A 17,823-nucleotide genomic window follows, 5' to 3' on the forward strand; every position below is an offset into this window, starting at 1 on the left:
ACAAGGCCCTTCGGGCCTGGAGGACCACGGCCCCGCGCCCCTGAGAAGCACGGGGCGCAGCCCCTGCTTTTCAGGGGCGCGGGGAACTGCGCGAGAAGCCCCACCGGGCCGCACCCGTGGAACGACGCCCACTGCGCCCCCACCCGGAGGGTCACGCAGCCACAGGCACCCCAACCTCCGCCGGAGCCAGCGCCAGCTCCAGCACCTGGCGGACATCTGTCACCGCGTGCACATCGAGCTTCTCCAGCACCTCGGCGGGCACATCGTCGAGGTCCGCCTCGTTCCGCTTGGGAATGACGACGGTGGTGACACCGGCCCGATGCGCGGCGAGAAGCTTCTGCTTCACCCCGCCGATCGGCAGCACCCGCCCGGTCAGCGACACCTCACCCGTCATCGCCACGTCCGTACGGACCAGCCGCCCGGACAGCAGCGACGCGAGGGCCGTCGTCATGGTGACACCGGCGCTGGGGCCGTCCTTGGGGACCGCGCCCGCAGGGAAGTGGATGTGCACGCCCCGGTCCTTGAGGTCGGCGACGGGCAGCTCCAGCTCCGCGCCGTGCGAGCGCAGGAAGGAGAGCGCGATCTGCGCGGACTCCTTCATCACGTCGCCCAGCTGGCCGGTGAGGGTCAGCCCCGCCGCGCCCGTCTCCGGGTCGGCCAGCGACGCCTCCACATAGAGCACGTCGCCGCCGGCACCGGTGACCGCGAGCCCGGTGGCGACACCGGGCACCGCCGTACGCCGCTCCGCAGGGTCCTGGGCGGACTCGGGCACGTGGTGCGGTCGGCCGATGAGCCCGCGCAGATCCGCGTCGGTGACGGTGAAGGGCAGCTCGCGCCGGCCCAGTTCGTGCTGGGCCGCGACCTTGCGCAGCAACCGCGCCACGGACCGCTCCAGGTTCCGTACGCCCGCCTCGCGCGTGTACTCACCGGCGAGCTTGCGCAGCGCGCTCTCGTCGAGCACGACCTCGTCGGCGTCGAGCCCGGCCCGCTCCAGCTGCCGGGGCAGCAGGTGGTCCCGGGCGATGACGATCTTCTCGTCCTCCGTGTACCCGTCGAGCCGGACGAGTTCCATCCGGTCGAGCAGGGCCTCGGGGATCGCCTCCAGCACGTTGGCGGTGGCGAGGAAGACGACGTCGCTCAGGTCCAGCTCGACCTCCAGGTAGTGGTCCCGGAAGGTGTGGTTCTGCGCGGGGTCGAGGACTTCGAGCAGCGCGGCCGCCGGGTCGCCCCGGAAGTCGGAGCCCACCTTGTCGATCTCGTCGAGCAGGACGACCGGGTTCATGGACCCGGCCTCCTTGATGGCGCGGACGATACGGCCGGGGAGCGCGCCCACGTACGTGCGCCGGTGTCCGCGGATCTCGGCCTCGTCGCGCACACCGCCGAGCGCGACCCGGACGAACTTCCGTCCCATGGCGTGCGCGACGGACTCGCCGAGGCTGGTCTTGCCGACGCCGGGCGGCCCGACGAGCGCGAGCACGGCACCGCCGCGCCGCCCGCCGACGACACCGAGGCCCCGCTCGGCCCGCCGCTTGCGCACCGCGAGGTACTCGGTGATGCGCTCCTTCACGTCCTCCAGCCCGGCGTGCTCGGCGTCGAGGACGCTCTTGGCGCCCTGGATGTCGTACGCGTCCTCGGTCCGCTCGTTCCAGGGCAGTTCCAGGACGGTGTCGAGCCAGGTCCGGATCCATCCGCCCTCGGGCGACTGGTCGCTGGACCGCTCCAGCTTGTCGACCTCCTTGAGCGCGGCCTCCCGTACCGCCTCCGGCAGGTCGGCGGCCTCGACGCGGGCCCGGTAGTCGTCGGACTCCTCCCCGTCCTTCTCGCCGTTCAGCTCACGCAGTTCCTTGCGGACGGCTTCGAGCTGGCGCCGCAGCAGGAACTCGCGCTGCTGCTTGTCGACGCCCTCCTGGACGTCCTTGGCGATGGTCTCGGCGACGTCCTGCTCGGCGAGGTGGTCGCGGAGCAGCTGGGTGGCGAGCTTCAGCCGGACGACCGCGTCGGTGGTCTCCAGGAGCTGGATCTTCTGTTCGAGGGTGAGGAAGGGCGAGTAGCCGGAGTTGTCGGCGAGCGCGGAGACGTCGTCGATGGCCTGCACCCGGTCCACGACCTGCCAGGCACCGCGCTTGCGCAGCCAGCTGGTGGCAAGTGCCTTGTACTCCTTGACGAGTTCGGCGACCTGTCCGGGCAGCGGCTCCGGCACGCCGTCGTCGATCCGCGTCCCCTCGACCCACAGGGCGGCACCGGGCCCGGTGGTCCCGGCCCCGATCCGCACGCGGCGCACTGCCCGGATGAGCGCCCCGGGGTCGCCGTCCGCCAGCCGTCCGACCTGCTCGACGGTCCCGAGCACGCCGATGCTCGCGTAGTTGCCGTCGATACGCGGCACCAGGAGCACCTTCGGCTTCCCGGGTTCGGCCCGCGCGGCCTCCACCGCGGCCCGTACATCGGTGTCATTGAGGTCCAGCGGCACCACCATTCCCGGCAGCACGACCTCTTCGTCGAGCGGCAGCACGGGCAGGGTGAGCGGTGCGGACGTCGATGCCATGATCTCTCCCTCGGCAGTCAAGTTGAGCTATGCCGACTCAATGCAGAGGGGTCGGGGAATGTTCCCCGAGCGGCCACCCGTTCGCTGTGGGCGATCACGAGCCCACCTGGACGCACTCCGGAATCACCATACGTAATACTCTTCACCCAGCTTCACCTATTACAACATGCGCGGGGTCCCGGTGGAACGAACAGACGGAACAGTGCGGGCATGGGTCGACAGGTGGGTCGTGTCCCGGGGAGCGGCGCCGCCGGTGGTCGAGCCCTGGGGCTTCACGATCGACATGGGCCTGGCCCACCACGTCACCCGCCACGTCCTCTCGGCGGCGAACGAGGAGGTGGAGGAGAAGACGGTCCGGAAGGTCGCCGACGCCGTCACCGGGGCCGGCACCTGGCTCAAGGTCTTCACGGACGCGTCGACGGTGGGCCCCTGGCTCGGCGAGGGATGGTGGATCGACCCCGAGCCCGGCTTTCTGATGACCGTACGACTGAGGCCCCGCGAGGCCCCGGCGGTCTCCCTGCCCGACGGCTACCGGCTGCGCACCTGGTCGCGCGGCGGCGTGATCCGGGTGATGGTCGCGGCGCCGGACGGTTCCCTGGCGGCCCGCGGTCAGATCGTCCCGACCGGAGCGACGGCGGTCGCCGACCAGATAGAGACGTCCCCGGCCCACCGCCGCCGCGGCCTCGGCACGTTCGTCATGGACACCCTCGCCCAGACCGCCCTCGAACAGGGCGCGGAGACAGGAGTACTGGCCGGCACACCGGACGGCCGAGCCCTCTACGCGTCACCGGGCTGGACGGTGACGGCCCCACTGACGAGCGCGAAGTTCACCGGCCGGCCCTGACGGGCGCGGCACCACGCACCACTCCCGTACCACCGGCCACATCGCCACCCCGATCCCCAGGGCCAGCAGATGCCCCCAGTTGGTCATCGGGTCCGCGAACGCGATCAGGTCGTCCAGCAGCATGCCGCCGAAGCCCAGCAGCAGCGGCCACCGCAGCCACGGCGGCAGCAGTCCCGCCAACGCGCCCGCGCTCGCCGCCACCCCGAAGCTGATGCCGAAGTCGAGACGGTGCAGGGAGCTGTCGGGGAGGTGGCCGACCAGGACGGCGAGGCCCACGGGGACCTCCGTCGCGAGGGTGGCGAGGACATGGCCCAGCAGGAAGACACCGGCCGTGCGCCACCCGCCGACACGGCGTTCCAGCGCGGTCAGCACCAGGAGGAAGGCGAAGACGTACACGGAGCCGACCCCGCCCGCGACCCACAGCGCGCTCGCGCCCAGGACCGGCACCGGGGAGTGGACCAGATGCGCCACGTCCGTACTGGAGCCCTGGTGCAGGGTGCGCACCAGGGCGGGGTCGGCGTACTCGGCGACCAGCGAGGTCAGCGCGAGGACGGTGGCGTAGAAGAAGGTGAAGGGCGTACCGACGGGAGTGGGGAGCAACCGCCAGGGGCGCGGGAACGGGGTACGCCGGCTCTGGTCGGACGCAGCGCCGGCACGCGTCCCGGGCTCCGCGTCGAGCCCCACGCCGGGCTCGACCGGGCACGCCTCGGATCGCACCGCACACGCCTCGGATTCCACCGGGTACGCCACCGGCTCCACATGCGTCACTGGCTCCGGGTACGCCACCGGCTCCCGCCCGGGTGTCGCCGCCGGCTGCCGCGGAATGCCGTCGAGGACGGGCCCCGCGGTCTCCACAGTCTCGGCGGCATCCAAGGTGAGGCGCTCCTTCCGTTTCGCCTCACCTTCGACGGCCCGATACGCCGTTGTCTGTGATCCCCGCCACTGGGAGGGCGATTCACAGCAAGCCGACAGCTCCACGGCTCGGACCCGCTCGTGCGAACCGGGGGTTACACGAGTCAATCACCCGTTCTTTCAAGCCATCTGCCGCGTGAGAGTGGCCACTTGGTCCTTATCTGGTCCGCGCCCGGTTTCGCTGATTCCCTGAATGGGCCTGCGCGACGAACCGCCACCCGTACAAGGAACTCCGGATGTCCACAGCCCCGTACCGTGACCCGAGCCGCCCCGTCGACGAGCGGGTGGAGGATCTGCTGGCCCGGATGACCCTCGCGGAGAAGGCTGGTCAACTCTTCCACTCGGCGCTGACGATGAACGGCGACGGGACACTCGCCGAGGCGAGCGACGGGCCGTCCCTCCAACAGGGCACCACGGAACTGGTCGTGGACAGCCATCTGACCCACTTCCACCTCGTCGGCCGGCACGGGACGCGGGAGACGGCGGAATGGGTCAACCGCCTCCAGGCCCTCGCGGCCGACACCCGGCTGGGCATCCCGGTCACCCTGTCCACCGGCCCACGCCACTCGTTCACCGCCAGGGCGGGCGCCCCCTTCGGCGCCGCGGCCTTCTCGGCCTGGCCCGATCCCCTGGGCCTGGCGGCGATCGGCGACCCGGAGCTGGTGGAGAAGTTCGGCGACACCGTCCGCCGCGAGTACCTCGCCCTCGGCCTCCGCGTGGCCCTGCACCCCCGGATCGACCTCGCCACCGGCCCCCACCGGGCCGGCCGGGCCCACCGGTCGAACCATCGCGGCTCACCCGCCGACGTCACGAGCGCGCTGTTCAGGGCGTACGTACGCGGCCTCCAGGGCCCCCGGCTCGGCCCGCGCTCGGTCGTCGCGGTGGCCACGTACTGCCCCGGCGGCCCGCAACAGAACGGCGGGGAACCGCACTTCGCGCAGGACAGGGATCGGGTCCGTCCCCGCGGAACGCACGACCACCGCCTCGCGCCCGTCCGGGCGGCCGTCGAGGCCGGGTGCTCGCAGATGATGCCGCACCACGGCCGGCGAACCGGTGTGGACGGCGCTGCGGAGATCGGCTTCGGCCTGGACCGGGACGCCCTGACCGGCCTGCCGCGCGAACGCCACGGCCTCGACCGCGTCGCCTTCGACGGCGTCGTCCGCACCGACCGGGGCCTGCTCACCGACGCCCCCGCCCTCGGCGACACACACCGCACCCGCGCCTGGGGCCTCGGACACCTCACCGTCGCCGAACGCGCCGCGAAGGCCCTGGACGCGGGCGCCGACCAGTTCGGCGGCGACCACGGCGAACAGTGCCCCGAGATGATCGTCGAACTGGTCCGGTCCGGCCGGATCGCCGAGGAACGGATCGACGCCTCCGTCCGCCGCATCCTGCGCGAGAAGTTCGTCCTCGGCCTCTTCGAGAGGCGGTACGTCGACCCGGACCGCGCCGAGGAGACCGTCGGCGCCGGCGAGTTCACCGCTCTCGGCGAGGCCGCCCAGCGCCGCTCGCTCACCGTCCTGGCCAACCACTCCCTCCTCCCGCTCACCGACCGCCCGAACCTGTACGTCGAAGGAGTGGGCGCGCAGACGGCGTCCCTGTACGGCAACGTCGTGGCCGACCCGGCCCACGCGGACGTGGCCGTGCTGCGGCTGCGCACGCCGTCCGAGGAACGGCTGGTGGAGACCCTGGCGCTGCTGGCGGCGGTGCCCACCCTGGTCTGCGTCAACCTGCAACGGCCCGCCGCGCTCCCGGAGATCGCCGCGAAGGCCGCCGCGCTCGTCGCCGACTACGGGGCCTCGGACACGGCCCTGCTCGACGTGGCCTTCGGCCGGGCCCGCGCGGAGGGCCGACTGCCCTTCGAACTACCGCACTCCCTGACGACCGCCGAGCCCTCCCACCGGGCGGCCCCCGACGACACCGAGCCCCCGCTCTTCCCGTACGGCCACGGCCTGACGCTCTGACAGCGAACTGACGGGGCCTCGCCGGGCCGTCGTAATTCGGCTGCCCCGGCGCAGGGAGCACGTAAGGATGGGCGGATGCCCATCACCGACGAACCCGTAGTCATCGACCGTCACGAGGGCCCCTACGGCGAGGTCGTGCTGCGACGGCACGGAGAGCTGTTGCAGATCATCGCCAACGGGTGCTTCCTGATGGACACCTCGGACGGCCGCTCGGAGCGACTGCTGGTCGACGCCGCTCTCGCCGCGCTGACGGATCGTTCTCGGCCAAGTGTGCTCATCGGCGGTCTGGGCGTCGGCTTCTCGCTCACCCACGCCGCCGCGGATCCGCGCTGGGGGCCGATCACAGTTGTCGAACGCGAACCCTCCGTCATCGCATGGCACCGCTCCGGTCCGCTGGCCGAGGTGTCCGCCGGAGCGCTCGCGGATCCCCGTACGGAGATCGTGGAAGCCGACCTCGTCAAGTACCTCCATGAGACGTCCGCCACGTTCGACGCGCTCTGCCTGGACATCGACAACGGGCCCGCCTGGACCGTATCCGAGAGCAACGACAGCCTCTACTCGCCGAACGGACTGGCAAGCTGCGCAAGGGTGTTGAGGCCAGGTGGGGTCCTTGCCGTGTGGTCGGCGCGGCCATCTGCGGAATTCGAGGAAACCTTGGGGAATGCCGGGTTCCAACAGGTGCGTACCGAAGAGATCCCGGTTGCCCGAGGCGTTCCGGACGTGGTGCACCTCGCGGTCCGACCTGGATAGCCCTGGTGCGGCGACTGCCCGTACCCTGCTTGCCTGACGCCGATCATTCAAGCGTCAATCGCAGTCATGCGCAGCCATGCGTAGTCAAGGGATCACCCCACGGATTCCGGAAAGCAACACAGGGGCGGGCGATGGAGCAGACACACACCACCCACAGCAACACCACGGCGACGCCGGGCGCGCAGCGCCGGGTCCTCGTGGTCGAGGACGACGCGACGATCGTCGACGCCATCGCGGCCCGCCTGCGCGCCGAGGGTTTCGTCGTCCAGACCGCGTCCGACGGACCGGCCGCGGTGGACACCGCGGAGGCCTGGCAGCCCGATCTGCTGATCCTCGACATCATGCTGCCCGGCTTCGACGGCCTGGAGGTGTGCAGGCGCGTCCAGGCCCAGCGGCCCGTCCCCGTGCTGATGCTCACCGCCCGGGACGACGAGACGGACATGCTGGTCGGGCTCGGCGTCGGCGCCGACGACTACATGACCAAGCCGTTCTCCATGCGGGAGTTGGCCGCCCGCGTGCACGTCCTGCTGCGCCGGGTGGAGCGGGCCGCGCTGGCCGCCACCACGCCGCGCTCGGGCATCCTGCGCCTCGGCGAGCTGGAGATCGACCACGCGCAGCGCCGTGTGCGGGTGCGCAGCGAGGACGTGCACCTCACGCCCACCGAGTTCGACCTGCTCGTATGTCTCGCGAACACCCCGCGTGCCGTACTCTCGCGCGAGCAGCTGCTCGCCGAGGTGTGGGACTGGGCGGACGCGTCCGGGACGCGGACCGTGGACAGCCACATCAAGGCGCTGCGGCGGAAGATCGGCGCGGAGCGGATCCGCACGGTGCACGGTGTGGGGTACGCCCTGGAGACCCCGACTCCCTGACCCGTGCCCGCCGTTCCGTGTGCGCAGGGCACACGTAGGCACGCAGGCACGTAGGCACAAGGGGCTGGTGGCGTGATGAGCGGAGTCGGTGACCCGAGGTCCCGGAACCGGGGTCCCGGTGGCGCGCAGTCGCGGAAGGGCGCGAGCCCGCTCGGCGGGGTGCGCCCCTTCTCGATCAAGACGAAGCTGGGCGCTCTCGTCGTCATCTCGGTCCTGATCACCACCGGTCTGTCGATGATCGCGGTGCACACCAAGACGGAGCTCCGCTTCATCACGGTGTTCTCGATGATCGCCACACTGCTGATAACGCAGTTCGTGGCGCATTCGCTCACCTCGCCGCTGGACGAGATGAACGCGGTCGCCCGGTCCATCTCGCGCGGCGACTACACCCGCCGGGTCCGTGAGAACCGCCGGGACGAGCTGGGCGACCTCGCCCACACGATCAATCTCATGGCGGACGAGCTGGAGGCCCAGGACCGCCAGCGCAAGGAGCTCGTGGCGAACGTCTCCCACGAGCTCCGTACGCCCATCGCCGGCCTGCGCGCGGTCCTGGAGAACATCGTCGACGGCGTCACCCAGGCCGACCCCGAGACGATGCGCACGGCCCTGAAGCAGACCGAACGCCTCGGCCGTCTCGTGGAGACCCTCCTGGACCTGTCCCGCCTGGACAACGGCGTGGTCCCGCTGCGCCGCCGACGCTTCGAGGTCTGGCCGTACCTCTCGGGTGTCCTCAAAGAGGCCCAGATGGTCTCCTCGGCCCGCGGTGGCGTCGCCTCGGACTCGGGCAAGCACACGCGTACGGACGTGCACCTGCACCTGGACGTGCACCCGCCGGAGCTCACCGCGAACGCCGACCCGGAGCGCATCCACCAGGTCGTGGCGAATCTCATCGACAACGCGGTCAAGCACAGCCCGGCGCACGGCCGCGTGACGGTGAAGGCCCGCCGGGGGCCGACCCCGGACTCCCTCGATCTGGAAGTCCTGGACGAGGGCCCCGGCATCCCCGAATCCGAGTGGCACCGCGTCTTCGAACGCTTCAACCGGGGCGCCGTCAGCTCCCCCCACGGCCCCGGCAGCGACGGCGGCACGGGCCTGGGCCTGGCCATCGCCCGCTGGGCGGTCGACCTCCACGGCGGCCGAATCGGAGTAGCAGAGTCCCCCAAGGGCTGCCGAATCCAGGTAATACTCCCCGGCGTCCCCCCAAAACCACACAGCCCGGCAAACACCTAGAACGCGGCCGCGACGGAACTCCCACCCTCGCAACCGAGCCCCCACCACGAAGCCCCCGAGCCCGAGCCCTCGCAAGCTCCCAGAGGCGAGGCAACCGGCCCAAGACCCCGCACGCTTCCGGAGGCGAGGCGACCGGCCCGAGAAGCCGCAGACTTCCGGAGGCGAGACGACCGGCCCGAGAAGCCGCAGGCTTCCAGGGGCGCGGGGAACTGCGCGAGAAGCCCCACCGGACCCGCACCCGACAGCGCCCCCCACCACCCCCGCCCGCCCAGGGGGGGGTCTGGGGGCGCAGCCCCCAGGGACAGGATGGGACGGGTAGGGGCGGCGGGGGCGGAAAAATCCCCCGATACCCACATTGCACCTGGCCGAATCCCCCCACCCTTGCCAGATTTCGCTCATCCTCCCGGGGCTTACTTCTCTCCCAAGTTGACGTAAAGTTCGAACCGGAGCCACAAGATCCATGGCAGATCCGCCCAGCCGGACACGTGTGATCAGGTGCGTTCGAGCAGAGGGCCGCGGGCACATCCCCGCAGGCCCCACCCGACGCATGCCCAACCCATGGCCCCCACACCCATTCCAGACCGGAACCACGCTTGTTTCCCGCCATTTCCACCCCCGAAACACGCATTCCAATGTGACTTACGCGACGAAGAGTGGGCTCGACCTGACCTTCCCGGCCATGGGGGCGTAGCCTTTATTCCCGCTGTCCATCACCTTGTGAAGCGGAAGAGGGCGGTTGCCGCCGTGTCGCCACAGTCCCCCAGTAACTCGAGCATCTCGACCGACGCAGACCAAGCGGGTAAGAACCCCGCCGCGGCCTTCGGTCCGAACGAGTGGCTCGTCGACGAGATCTATCAGCAGTACCTCCAGGACCCGAATTCGGTAGACCGAGCCTGGTGGGACTTCTTCGCTGACTACAAGCCAGGCGCAGCTGCCGCCCCGGCTCCGGCGAGCTCTGCGGCCACGGGGCCCGCAGCGACCACCACACCCGCGGCCCCCGCCGCCCCGGCCCAGGCCGCACCCGCCGCCCCGGCCACCCCCGCCCCTGCCGCCCCGAAGCCCGCGGCCGCCGCCCCGGCCCCCGCGAAGCCCGCGGCCGCCGCGCCCGCGCCGGCCAAGCCCGCGGCCGCCGCCCCGGCGAAGCAGGCCGCGCCCGTCGCTGCCGCCGCCGCGGGCCCGGAGCTGATCACGCTGCGCGGCCCCGCCGCCGCCGTCGCGAAGAACATGAACGCCTCCCTGGAGCTGCCCACGGCCACGTCCGTGCGCGCGGTCCCGGTGAAGCTGCTGTTCGACAACCGCATCGTCATCAACAACCACCTCAAGCGCGCCCGGGGCGGGAAGATCTCCTTCACGCACCTGATCGGCTACGCGATGGTGCAGGCCATCAAGACGATGCCGTCGATGAACTGGCACTACGCGGAGAAGGACGGGAAGCCCACTCTCGTCAAGCCGCCGCACGTCAACTTCGGCCTCGCCATCGACCTGGTGAAGCCCAACGGCGACCGCCAGCTGGTCGTCGCGGGCATCAAGAAGGCCGAGACGCTGAACTTCTTCGAGTTCTGGCAGGCCTACGAGGACATCGTCCGCCGCGCCCGTGACGGCAAGCTGACGATGGACGACTTCACCGGTGTCACGGTCTCCCTGACCAACCCCGGCGGCCTCGGCACCGTCCACTCGGTCCCGCGCCTGATGCCCGGCCAGTCGGTCATCATGGGCGTCGGCTCCATGGACTACCCGGCCGAGTTCCAGGGCACCTCCCAGGACACCCTGAACAAGCTGGGCATCTCGAAGGTCATGACCCTGACCTCGACGTACGACCACCGGGTCATCCAGGGCGCCGCCTCCGGCGAGTTCCTGCGCATCGTCGCGAACTACCTTCTCGGCGAGGGCGGTTTCTACGACGACATCTTCGAGGCCCTGCGCATCCCCTACGAGCCGGTCCGCTGGCTCAAGGACATCGACGCCTCGCACGACGACGACGTCACCAAGGCCGCCCGCGTCTTCGAGCTGATCCACTCCTACCGGGTCCGCGGCCACGTCATGGCCGACACCGACCCGCTGGAGTACCGCCAGCGCAAGCACCCCGACCTGGACATCACCGAGCACGGGCTCACCCTGTGGGACCTGGAGCGCGAGTTCGCGGTCGGCGGCTTCTCGGGCAAGTCCCTGATGAAGCTCCGCGACATCCTCGGCGTCCTGCGCGACTCGTACTGCCGTACGACCGGCATCGAGTTCATGCACATCCAGGACCCGAAGCAGCGCCGCTGGATCCAGGACCGCATCGAGCGCCCGCACACCAAGCCGGAGCGCGAGGAGCAGCTGCGCATCCTGCGCCGGCTGAACGCGGCGGAAGCCTTCGAGACCTTCCTGCAGACCAAGTACGTCGGCCAGAAGCGCTTCAGCCTGGAGGGCGGCGAGTCCGTCATCCCGCTGCTGGACGCGGTCATCGACTCGGCGGCGGAGTCCCGCCTCGACGAGGTCGTCATCGGCATGGCCCACCGCGGCCGGCTGAACGTCCTCGCGAACATCGTCGGCAAGTCGTACGCGCAGATCTTCCGGGAGTTCGAGGGCAACCTCGACCCGAAGTCGATGCACGGCTCCGGCGACGTGAAGTACCACCTGGGCGCCGAAGGCACCTTCACGGGCCTGGACGGCGAGCAGATCAAGGTCTCCCTGGTCGCGAACCCCTCGCACCTGGAGGCGGTGGACCCGGTCCTGGAGGGCGTCGCCCGCGCCAAGCAGGACATCATCAACAAGGGCGGCACGGACTTCACGGTCCTGCCGGTGGCCCTGCACGGCGACGCGGCCTTCGCGGGCCAGGGCGTGGTGGCCGAGACCCTGAACATGTCGCAGCTGCGCGGCTACCGAACCGGCGGCACGGTCCACATCGTCATCAACAACCAGGTCGGCTTCACCGCGGCCCCCGAGTCCTCGCGTTCCTCCATGTACGCGACGGACGTGGCCCGCATGATCGAGGCCCCGATCTTCCACGTGAACGGCGACGACCCGGAGGCCGTGGTCCGCGTCGCGCGGCTGGCGTTCGAGTTCCGCCAGGCGTTCAACAAGGACGTGGTGATCGACCTCATCTGCTACCGCCGCCGCGGTCACAACGAGTCGGACAACCCGGCCTTCACCCAGCCGCTGATGTACGACCTGATCGACAAGAAGCGCTCGGTGCGCAAGCTCTACACCGAGTCCCTGATCGGTCGCGGCGACATCACCCTGGAAGAGGCCGAGCAGGCGCTGCAGGACTACCAGGGCCAGCTGGAGAAGGTCTTCACCGAGGTCCGTGAGGCCACCGCCCAGTCGGCGTCCGCCGAGGTCCACGACCCGCAGGACGGCTTCCCGGTCGCGGTGAACACCGCGATCACGGCGGAGACCGTCAAGCGCATCGCCGAGTCCCAGGTCAACGTCCCGGACCACATCACCGCCCACCCGCGACTGCTGCCGCAGCTCCAGCGCCGGGCGGCCATGGTCGAGGACGGCACCATCGACTGGGGCATGGGCGAGACCCTCGCGGTCGGCTCCCTCCTCCTGGAGGGCACCCCGGTCCGCCTCGCGGGCCAGGACTCGCAGCGCGGCACCTTCGGCCAGCGTCACGCGGTGATCATCGACCGTGAGACGGGCGAGGAGTTCACGCCGCTGATGTACCTCTCCGAGGACCAGGCGCGGCTGAACGTCTACAACTCCCTGCTCTCCGAGTACGCGGCGATGGGCTTCGAGTACGGCTACTCGCTGGCCCGTCCCGAGTCCCTGGTGATGTGGGAGGCCCAGTTCGGCGACTTCGTCAACGGCGCCCAGACGGTCGTGGACGAGTTCATCTCGTCGGCGGAGCAGAAGTGGGGCCAGACGTCCGGCGTCACCCTGCTCCTCCCGCACGGCTACGAGGGCCAGGGCCCGGACCACTCGTCCGCCCGCCCGGAGCGCTTCCTCCAGATGTGCGCGCAGAACAACATGACGGTCGCCATGCCGACCCTCCCGTCGAACTACTTCCACCTCTTGCGGTGGCAGGTGCACAACCCGCACCACAAGCCGCTGGTCGTCTTCACCCCGAAGTCGATGCTGCGCCTGAAGGCCGCCGCGTCGAAGGCGGAGGAGTTCACGAGCGGCGAGTTCCGCCCGGTCATCGGCGACAGCTCGGTCGACCCGAACGCGGTCAAGAAGGTCGTCTTCTGCGCCGGCAAGGTCTACTACGACCTGGAGGCCGAGCGTCGGAAGCGCGGCATCACGGACACGGCGATCATCCGTATCGAGCGCCTCTACCCGCTGCCGGGTGCCGAGGTCCAGGCGGAGGTCAACAAGTACCCGAACGCCGAGAAGTACCTGTGGGCCCAGGAGGAGCCGGCGAACCAGGGCGCGTGGCCCTTCATCGCCCTCAACCTGATCGACCACCTCGACCTCGCGGTCGGCGCGGACGTCCCCCACGGAGAGCGGCTCCGCCGCATCTCCCGCCCGCACGGCTCGTCCCCGGCGGTCGGCTCGGCCAAGCGCCACCAGGCCGAGCAGGAGCAGTTGGTCCGTGAGGTGTTCGAGGCGTAACAGCGCTCGAAGACCGCACGCCACCGGGCCGCACCCCCTCTCAGGGGGTGCGGCCCGGGCCGTTTCCCGCACTTATCCTTGACCCATGTACTTCACGGACCGTGGCATCGAGGAACTGGAGAAGCGGCGTGGCGAGGAGGAGGTCACGTTCGAGTGGCTCGCCGAGCAGCTGCGGACGTTCGTGGATCTGAACCCGGACTTCGAGGTGCCGGTGGAGCGGCTGGCCACGTGGCTGGCACGGCTGGACGACGAGGACGAGGACGAGTAGCCGTTCCCTCCGGCAGGAGCGGCAGGGCTCAGTCGCGCGGGTGGGCCAGGTCGTAGAGCAGACCGAGGGCACCGTGGGCGATCAGGAGGCCGCCGGCGACGAGCCAGCCGGGGCTGCGGCGGTACAGGCCCCAGCCGGTGAGCGGGAGGCCCGCGAGGAGTTGGGCGGCGGCCAGGGCACGCGCTCTGGGGGTGCCGGCCCAGGGCAGCCACGGGCCCAGACAGCCGCGTTCGAGGGCGTCGAGTTCCGTGCGGACGGCCCCGCGCCAGCCCGTCCACTCGATGCGCTGGACACCGGGCTGGATGCGGGCGACCTCACGGAGCCGGTCGGCGGGTTCGCCCGGGGTGAGGCCCGCGGGGAGTGCCACTCCGGCGCGGGCGAGGACGGCGAGCAGACCCAGCAGGCGGGCGCGGGCGTCGGCGGCCGGATCGGGCTCGGTGAGCCGGTCCAGGGCCTGTGCGTCCAGGATCGGGTCCAGGCCCAGGCGGGCGGCGAAGGTGCGCATCGCCTCGCCCTCCCCGGCCGGGGTGCCGTTGGCGAGCCATACGTAGCCGACGGTGCGGCGGAACCCGGCGGCGAGGGTGTAGCCGCCGCGGTCCGCGTCCCACCACAGGGCCAGTACGGGCCACGGGACGCCCACGGCGAGGGCCGTCGCCCAGCCGGTGAGCACCCGGTCCACCAGTTCCCCACCGTGCGACCAGGGCTTTCCCTCCGGCACCAGCGCGGTCCACTCCGGGCCGGCGGGGACGAGCAGCATGCGTTCGCGCAGCAGCTGGGCGACGGGGGCGACGGCGTCGGGATCCGCCCGGCAGAGCAGGAGCGCGCCGGGGGCGGGGGCGGGCCGGGGGTCACGGGATCCCTGGGAGCGTTCCGTCGACATGCCTCCACGCTAGGCCGATTTGCTCAGGTATATCCCTGCGGGATCACCAGAACGGGTGTCTTGACTTTCCCTCTCCGCGATATATCGTGAATTGCATGAGACGCGATAGTGCGTGTCTTCGTCCGAGTCTTCCGCCGTGTGTCCGGGTCCTAGTCGGGGTCTGAGCCGGGGTCCGTCGAGGAGGTCAGCACCATGTCCGAGTGGTCCGTCGCCGAGCCGCGCAAGCTCACGTTCGACGAGCCGGTGACGGCACTGCACGTACGCGTCGTCAACGGAACGGTGAACGTCATGGGCACCGACGAGGGTTCCGCCCGCCTGGAGGTGTCCGACATCGAGGGCCCACCGCTCACGGTGACGCAGAAGGACGGCACCCTGACGGTGGCCTACGACGACCTGCCCCGAAAGGGCTTCCTGACGTGGCTCGACCGCAAGGTCCGGCGTCGCACCGCCCTGGTGTCGCTCGCCGTCCCGACGGGCACCCGGGTCGAGGTCGGCGTACTGGGTGCCACGGCTGTCGTGTCCGGGCTGGGCGGGCGTACGGAGGTGAGGGGCGTCTCGGGTGACACGACACTGGTCGGCCTGTCGGGGCCGGTGCGCACCACGACGGTCTCGGGAAGCGTGGAGGCACAGGCCCTCACGGGCGATCTACGGCTCAGTTCCGTCTCCGGTGACCTGACCGTCATAGAGGGCTCCTGCCCCACCGTGAAGGCCGAGTCGGTGAGCGGCGCCATCATCCTCGACCTCGACCCCATGGACGGCCCCGCCGACATCGGCCTCACCAGCGTCTCCGGCGAGATCGCCATCCGCCTCCCCCACCCCGCCGACGCCGAGGTGGAGGCCAACACGGCCAGCGGCACCATCTCCAACGCCTTCGACGACCTCCGCGTCAGCGGCCTCTGGGGCGCCCACAAGGTCACCGGCCGCCTCGGCCCGGGCACCGGCCGCCTCAAGGCCACGACGGTCTCCGGCTCCATCGCCCTCCTGCGCAGGCCGCCGGCGGAGGACGAGCCGTGGGACGACCTCGGCTCCCCCGACCCTGACGGCACAACCGCTGACACGACTGCTGACGCGACCGGCGGCACGCCCCCTCGCACGACCGACAAGAAGGTGCTCTGAGATGCCTCCCGTCTTCGCCCACGGCCGCCTGCGGCTGTATCTGCTGAAGCTGCTGGACGAGGCGCCGCGTCACGGCTACGAGGTGATCCGACTCCTGGAGGAACGCTTCCAGGGTCTGTACGCGCCCTCGGCCGGCACCGTCTACCCCCGCCTGACCAAGCTGGAGGCCGAGGGCCTGGTCACCCACACCACCGAGGGCGGCCGCAAGGTGTATGCGATCACCGACGCCGGCCGCGCCGAACTGGCCGACCGCAGCGGAGAGTTGGCCGATCTGGAGCTGGAGATCCGCGAGTCGGTCGCGGAGCTGGCCGCCGAGATCAGGGCCGATGTCCGGGGCGCTGCGGGCGACCTGCGCCGTGAGATGCGGGCGGCGGCCTCCGGGGCTCGCAAGGGCGGCGGGGAGGGCGGTTCATCCGGGGAGTCCGAGGAGTACGCCGACAACGCGTCCTGGCGGGCCGCGAAGGAGGAGATGCGCCGCGCCAAGCAGGAGTGGAAGGAGCAGGCCCGTCGCGCGAAGGACGAGAGCCGACGGGCCCGGGAGGAGGCCCAGCGCGCCCGCCGTCAGGCCAAGGAGGCCCAGGAGCGCGCCCGCACCCAGGCCCAGGAGGAGTTGCAGCGCATCGCCAAGCGCGTCCAGGACCAGGTCCAGGACCATTTCACGCGGGGCGACTGGCCGACGGGCGTGCGCGAGGGCCTGACCGAGCTGGTCAAGGAGTTCGGCGAGTTCGGGGAGGACTTCGCCAAGGAGTTCGGCAAGGACTTCGGCTTCGGCCGGACGGAGACGACCACGGGCGCCGGGAAGCCCGAGTACTCGGCCACTCCCGAGGACTTCCCGGCCGACTACGAGCCCGCCTGGGTGCACGAGGCGCCCACCGGCGATCCGTCCCGCGACCTCGACCGGCTCCTGGACCGCTTCCGGGACGACATCCGCGACGCGGCCCGCGACCACGGCGTGACAGAGGACCAACTCCGCGACGCCCGCCGCCACCTGTCGACAGCGGCGGCACACATCGGGGCGACCCTGCGCGTACCGAAGGGATAGAGGGAGGGCAGGGGCGCAGCCCCGCCCTCCAGGGACGCGGGGAACGGCGCGACAAGCCCGCTCACCCCACCCCAGTCACCCCGCCTTGGCCTCCCCCGCCCCGTAGAGCACCCGCTCCAACGCCTCGTACGTCACCCCGTGGTCCGCGAGAACCTCGGCCGGCACCCCGGGGCGGGTGGTGAGCGCGAGCAGCAGGTGTTCGTCGCCGATGTGGCGGTCGTGGTGGGCGTGGGCGGTGCGGAGGGACCGGGTGAGGACGTCCTTGGCGTCGCGGGTGAAGGGACGGTGCCCCGACAACCGACGGCGCCACCGCCCTCCGCCGCCCGACTCCAACGCCCCCACCCCGTGGGCCTCTTCGACCCGGGAGACGATCTGTGAGAGGTCGATGCCGAGACCGGAGAGCGCGTCCGTGTCCGCGCGGGAGAGGCCGCCCCGGCGTCGGGCCTCGGCGAGCGCCCGCTCCACGGAGTCCCGGCGTTCGCCCGCGGCCAGCCCGAGCGCGGCCAGGGCGAACGAGGCGCGGCTGGCCTTCCGGTCCAGCAGGGAGAGCAGCAGATGCTCCTCGGTCACCTCCCCCGCACGGGCGCGTTCCGCGTGATCGACCGCGCCCAGGACCACGGCCCGGGCATCCTTCGTGAACCGCTCGAACATCAATGCCTCCCGTACTTCTTGTGGACGGCCTGCCTGCTGACTCCGAGTTCCGCGGCGATCTCCTGCCACGACCAACCCTGATGGCGCGCGCTGCGCACCTGCACCGATTCCAGCTGCTCCAGCAGTCTGCGCAGCGCGGCGACGGCCCGCAGTCCGACCCGGGGGTCCCGATCACCCGCTCGCTCGGCGAGATCCGTTGCTTCGGTCATGATGTCA

Annotated in this window: 14 protein-coding genes; 9 read left to right on the forward strand and 5 right to left on the reverse strand. The window is 71.1% G+C overall.

The window, feature by feature from the left end:
- Nucleotides 1-151: 151 nt before the first annotated feature.
- The gene (lon, locus tag P8T65_RS14875; protein WP_316725864.1) at nt 152-2,542 is read right to left on the reverse strand and encodes an endopeptidase La; all 2,391 of its coding nucleotides are present in this window, start codon (nt 2,540-2,542) and stop codon (nt 152-154) included.
- A 166-nt stretch (nt 2,543-2,708) separates the two neighbouring features.
- Between lon and P8T65_RS14880 the strand changes: the two genes are divergently transcribed.
- Complete coding sequence (locus P8T65_RS14880; RefSeq protein WP_316725865.1) at nt 2,709-3,386, forward strand: GNAT family N-acetyltransferase; 678 nt, start codon at nt 2,709-2,711, stop codon at nt 3,384-3,386.
- Here P8T65_RS14880 and P8T65_RS14885 read toward each other — a convergent pair.
- Nucleotides 3,327-4,259 carry a rhomboid-like protein gene (locus tag P8T65_RS14885; RefSeq protein ID WP_316725866.1) on the reverse strand — a complete coding sequence of 311 codons (933 nt, stop codon included), beginning with the start codon at nt 4,257-4,259 and terminating at the stop codon, nt 3,327-3,329. The two genes, P8T65_RS14880 and P8T65_RS14885, sit on opposite strands and share 60 nt — an antisense overlap.
- A gap of 275 nt (nt 4,260-4,534) precedes the next feature.
- Here P8T65_RS14885 and P8T65_RS14890 point away from each other — a divergent pair, with 275 nt between their 5' ends.
- From P8T65_RS14890 to P8T65_RS14915, 6 genes are all read left to right on the forward strand, one after another.
- Complete coding sequence (locus tag P8T65_RS14890; protein ID WP_316725867.1) at nt 4,535-6,262, forward strand: glycoside hydrolase family 3 N-terminal domain-containing protein; 1,728 nt, start codon at nt 4,535-4,537, stop codon at nt 6,260-6,262.
- A gap of 75 nt (nt 6,263-6,337) precedes the next feature.
- Nucleotides 6,338-7,012, forward strand: coding sequence for a spermidine synthase (locus P8T65_RS14895; RefSeq protein ID WP_316725869.1), 675 nt, complete (start codon nt 6,338-6,340; stop codon nt 7,010-7,012).
- Nucleotides 7,013-7,143: 131 nt separating this feature from the next.
- Entirely contained in the window at nt 7,144-7,881 is a 738-nt protein-coding gene (locus tag P8T65_RS14900) for a response regulator transcription factor (RefSeq protein WP_184899333.1), read from the forward strand.
- Between the two features lie 75 nt (nt 7,882-7,956).
- Complete coding sequence (locus P8T65_RS14905; RefSeq protein ID WP_316725870.1) at nt 7,957-9,111, forward strand: HAMP domain-containing sensor histidine kinase; 1,155 nt, start codon at nt 7,957-7,959, stop codon at nt 9,109-9,111.
- A 744-nt stretch (nt 9,112-9,855) separates the two neighbouring features.
- A complete protein-coding gene (locus P8T65_RS14910) occupies nt 9,856-13,650 on the forward strand; it encodes a multifunctional oxoglutarate decarboxylase/oxoglutarate dehydrogenase thiamine pyrophosphate-binding subunit/dihydrolipoyllysine-residue succinyltransferase subunit (RefSeq protein ID WP_316725871.1) in 3,795 nt (1,264 codons plus the stop codon).
- Between the two features lie 85 nt (nt 13,651-13,735).
- Complete coding sequence (locus P8T65_RS14915) at nt 13,736-13,918, forward strand: DUF6104 family protein (protein ID WP_003961784.1); 183 nt, start codon at nt 13,736-13,738, stop codon at nt 13,916-13,918.
- Nucleotides 13,919-13,946: 28 nt separating this feature from the next.
- Here the strand turns inward: P8T65_RS14915 and P8T65_RS14920 are convergent, their stop codons facing one another.
- Nucleotides 13,947-14,798, reverse strand: a complete 852-nt coding sequence (locus P8T65_RS14920; protein WP_316725877.1) for a hypothetical protein — start codon at nt 14,796-14,798, stop codon at nt 13,947-13,949.
- A gap of 192 nt (nt 14,799-14,990) precedes the next feature.
- Here P8T65_RS14920 and P8T65_RS14925 point away from each other — a divergent pair, with 192 nt between their 5' ends.
- Nucleotides 14,991-15,914, forward strand: coding sequence for a DUF4097 family beta strand repeat-containing protein (locus P8T65_RS14925; RefSeq protein WP_316725878.1), 924 nt, complete (start codon nt 14,991-14,993; stop codon nt 15,912-15,914).
- 1 nt (nt 15,915) lies between these two features.
- Nucleotides 15,916-16,956 carry a helix-turn-helix transcriptional regulator gene (locus P8T65_RS14930; protein WP_316725879.1) on the forward strand — a complete coding sequence of 347 codons (1,041 nt, stop codon included), beginning with the start codon at nt 15,916-15,918 and terminating at the stop codon, nt 16,954-16,956.
- 75 nt (nt 16,957-17,031) lie between these two features.
- Here the strand turns inward: P8T65_RS14930 and P8T65_RS14935 are convergent, their stop codons facing one another.
- Both P8T65_RS14935 and P8T65_RS14940 read right to left on the reverse strand, forming a co-directional pair.
- On the reverse strand, nt 17,032-17,607 hold the full coding sequence (locus P8T65_RS14935; protein WP_316725880.1) for a Clp protease N-terminal domain-containing protein: 576 nt from the start codon (nt 17,605-17,607) through the stop codon (nt 17,032-17,034).
- Complete coding sequence (locus P8T65_RS14940) at nt 17,607-17,816, reverse strand: helix-turn-helix domain-containing protein (protein WP_013000766.1); 210 nt, start codon at nt 17,814-17,816, stop codon at nt 17,607-17,609. Before P8T65_RS14940 ends, P8T65_RS14935 begins: the two co-directional genes overlap by 1 nt.
- Between the last annotated feature and the right edge of the window lie 7 nt (nt 17,817-17,823).

This window comes from Streptomyces sp. 11x1 (assembly GCF_032598905.1).
GTDB lineage: Bacteria > Actinomycetota > Actinomycetes > Streptomycetales > Streptomycetaceae > Streptomyces.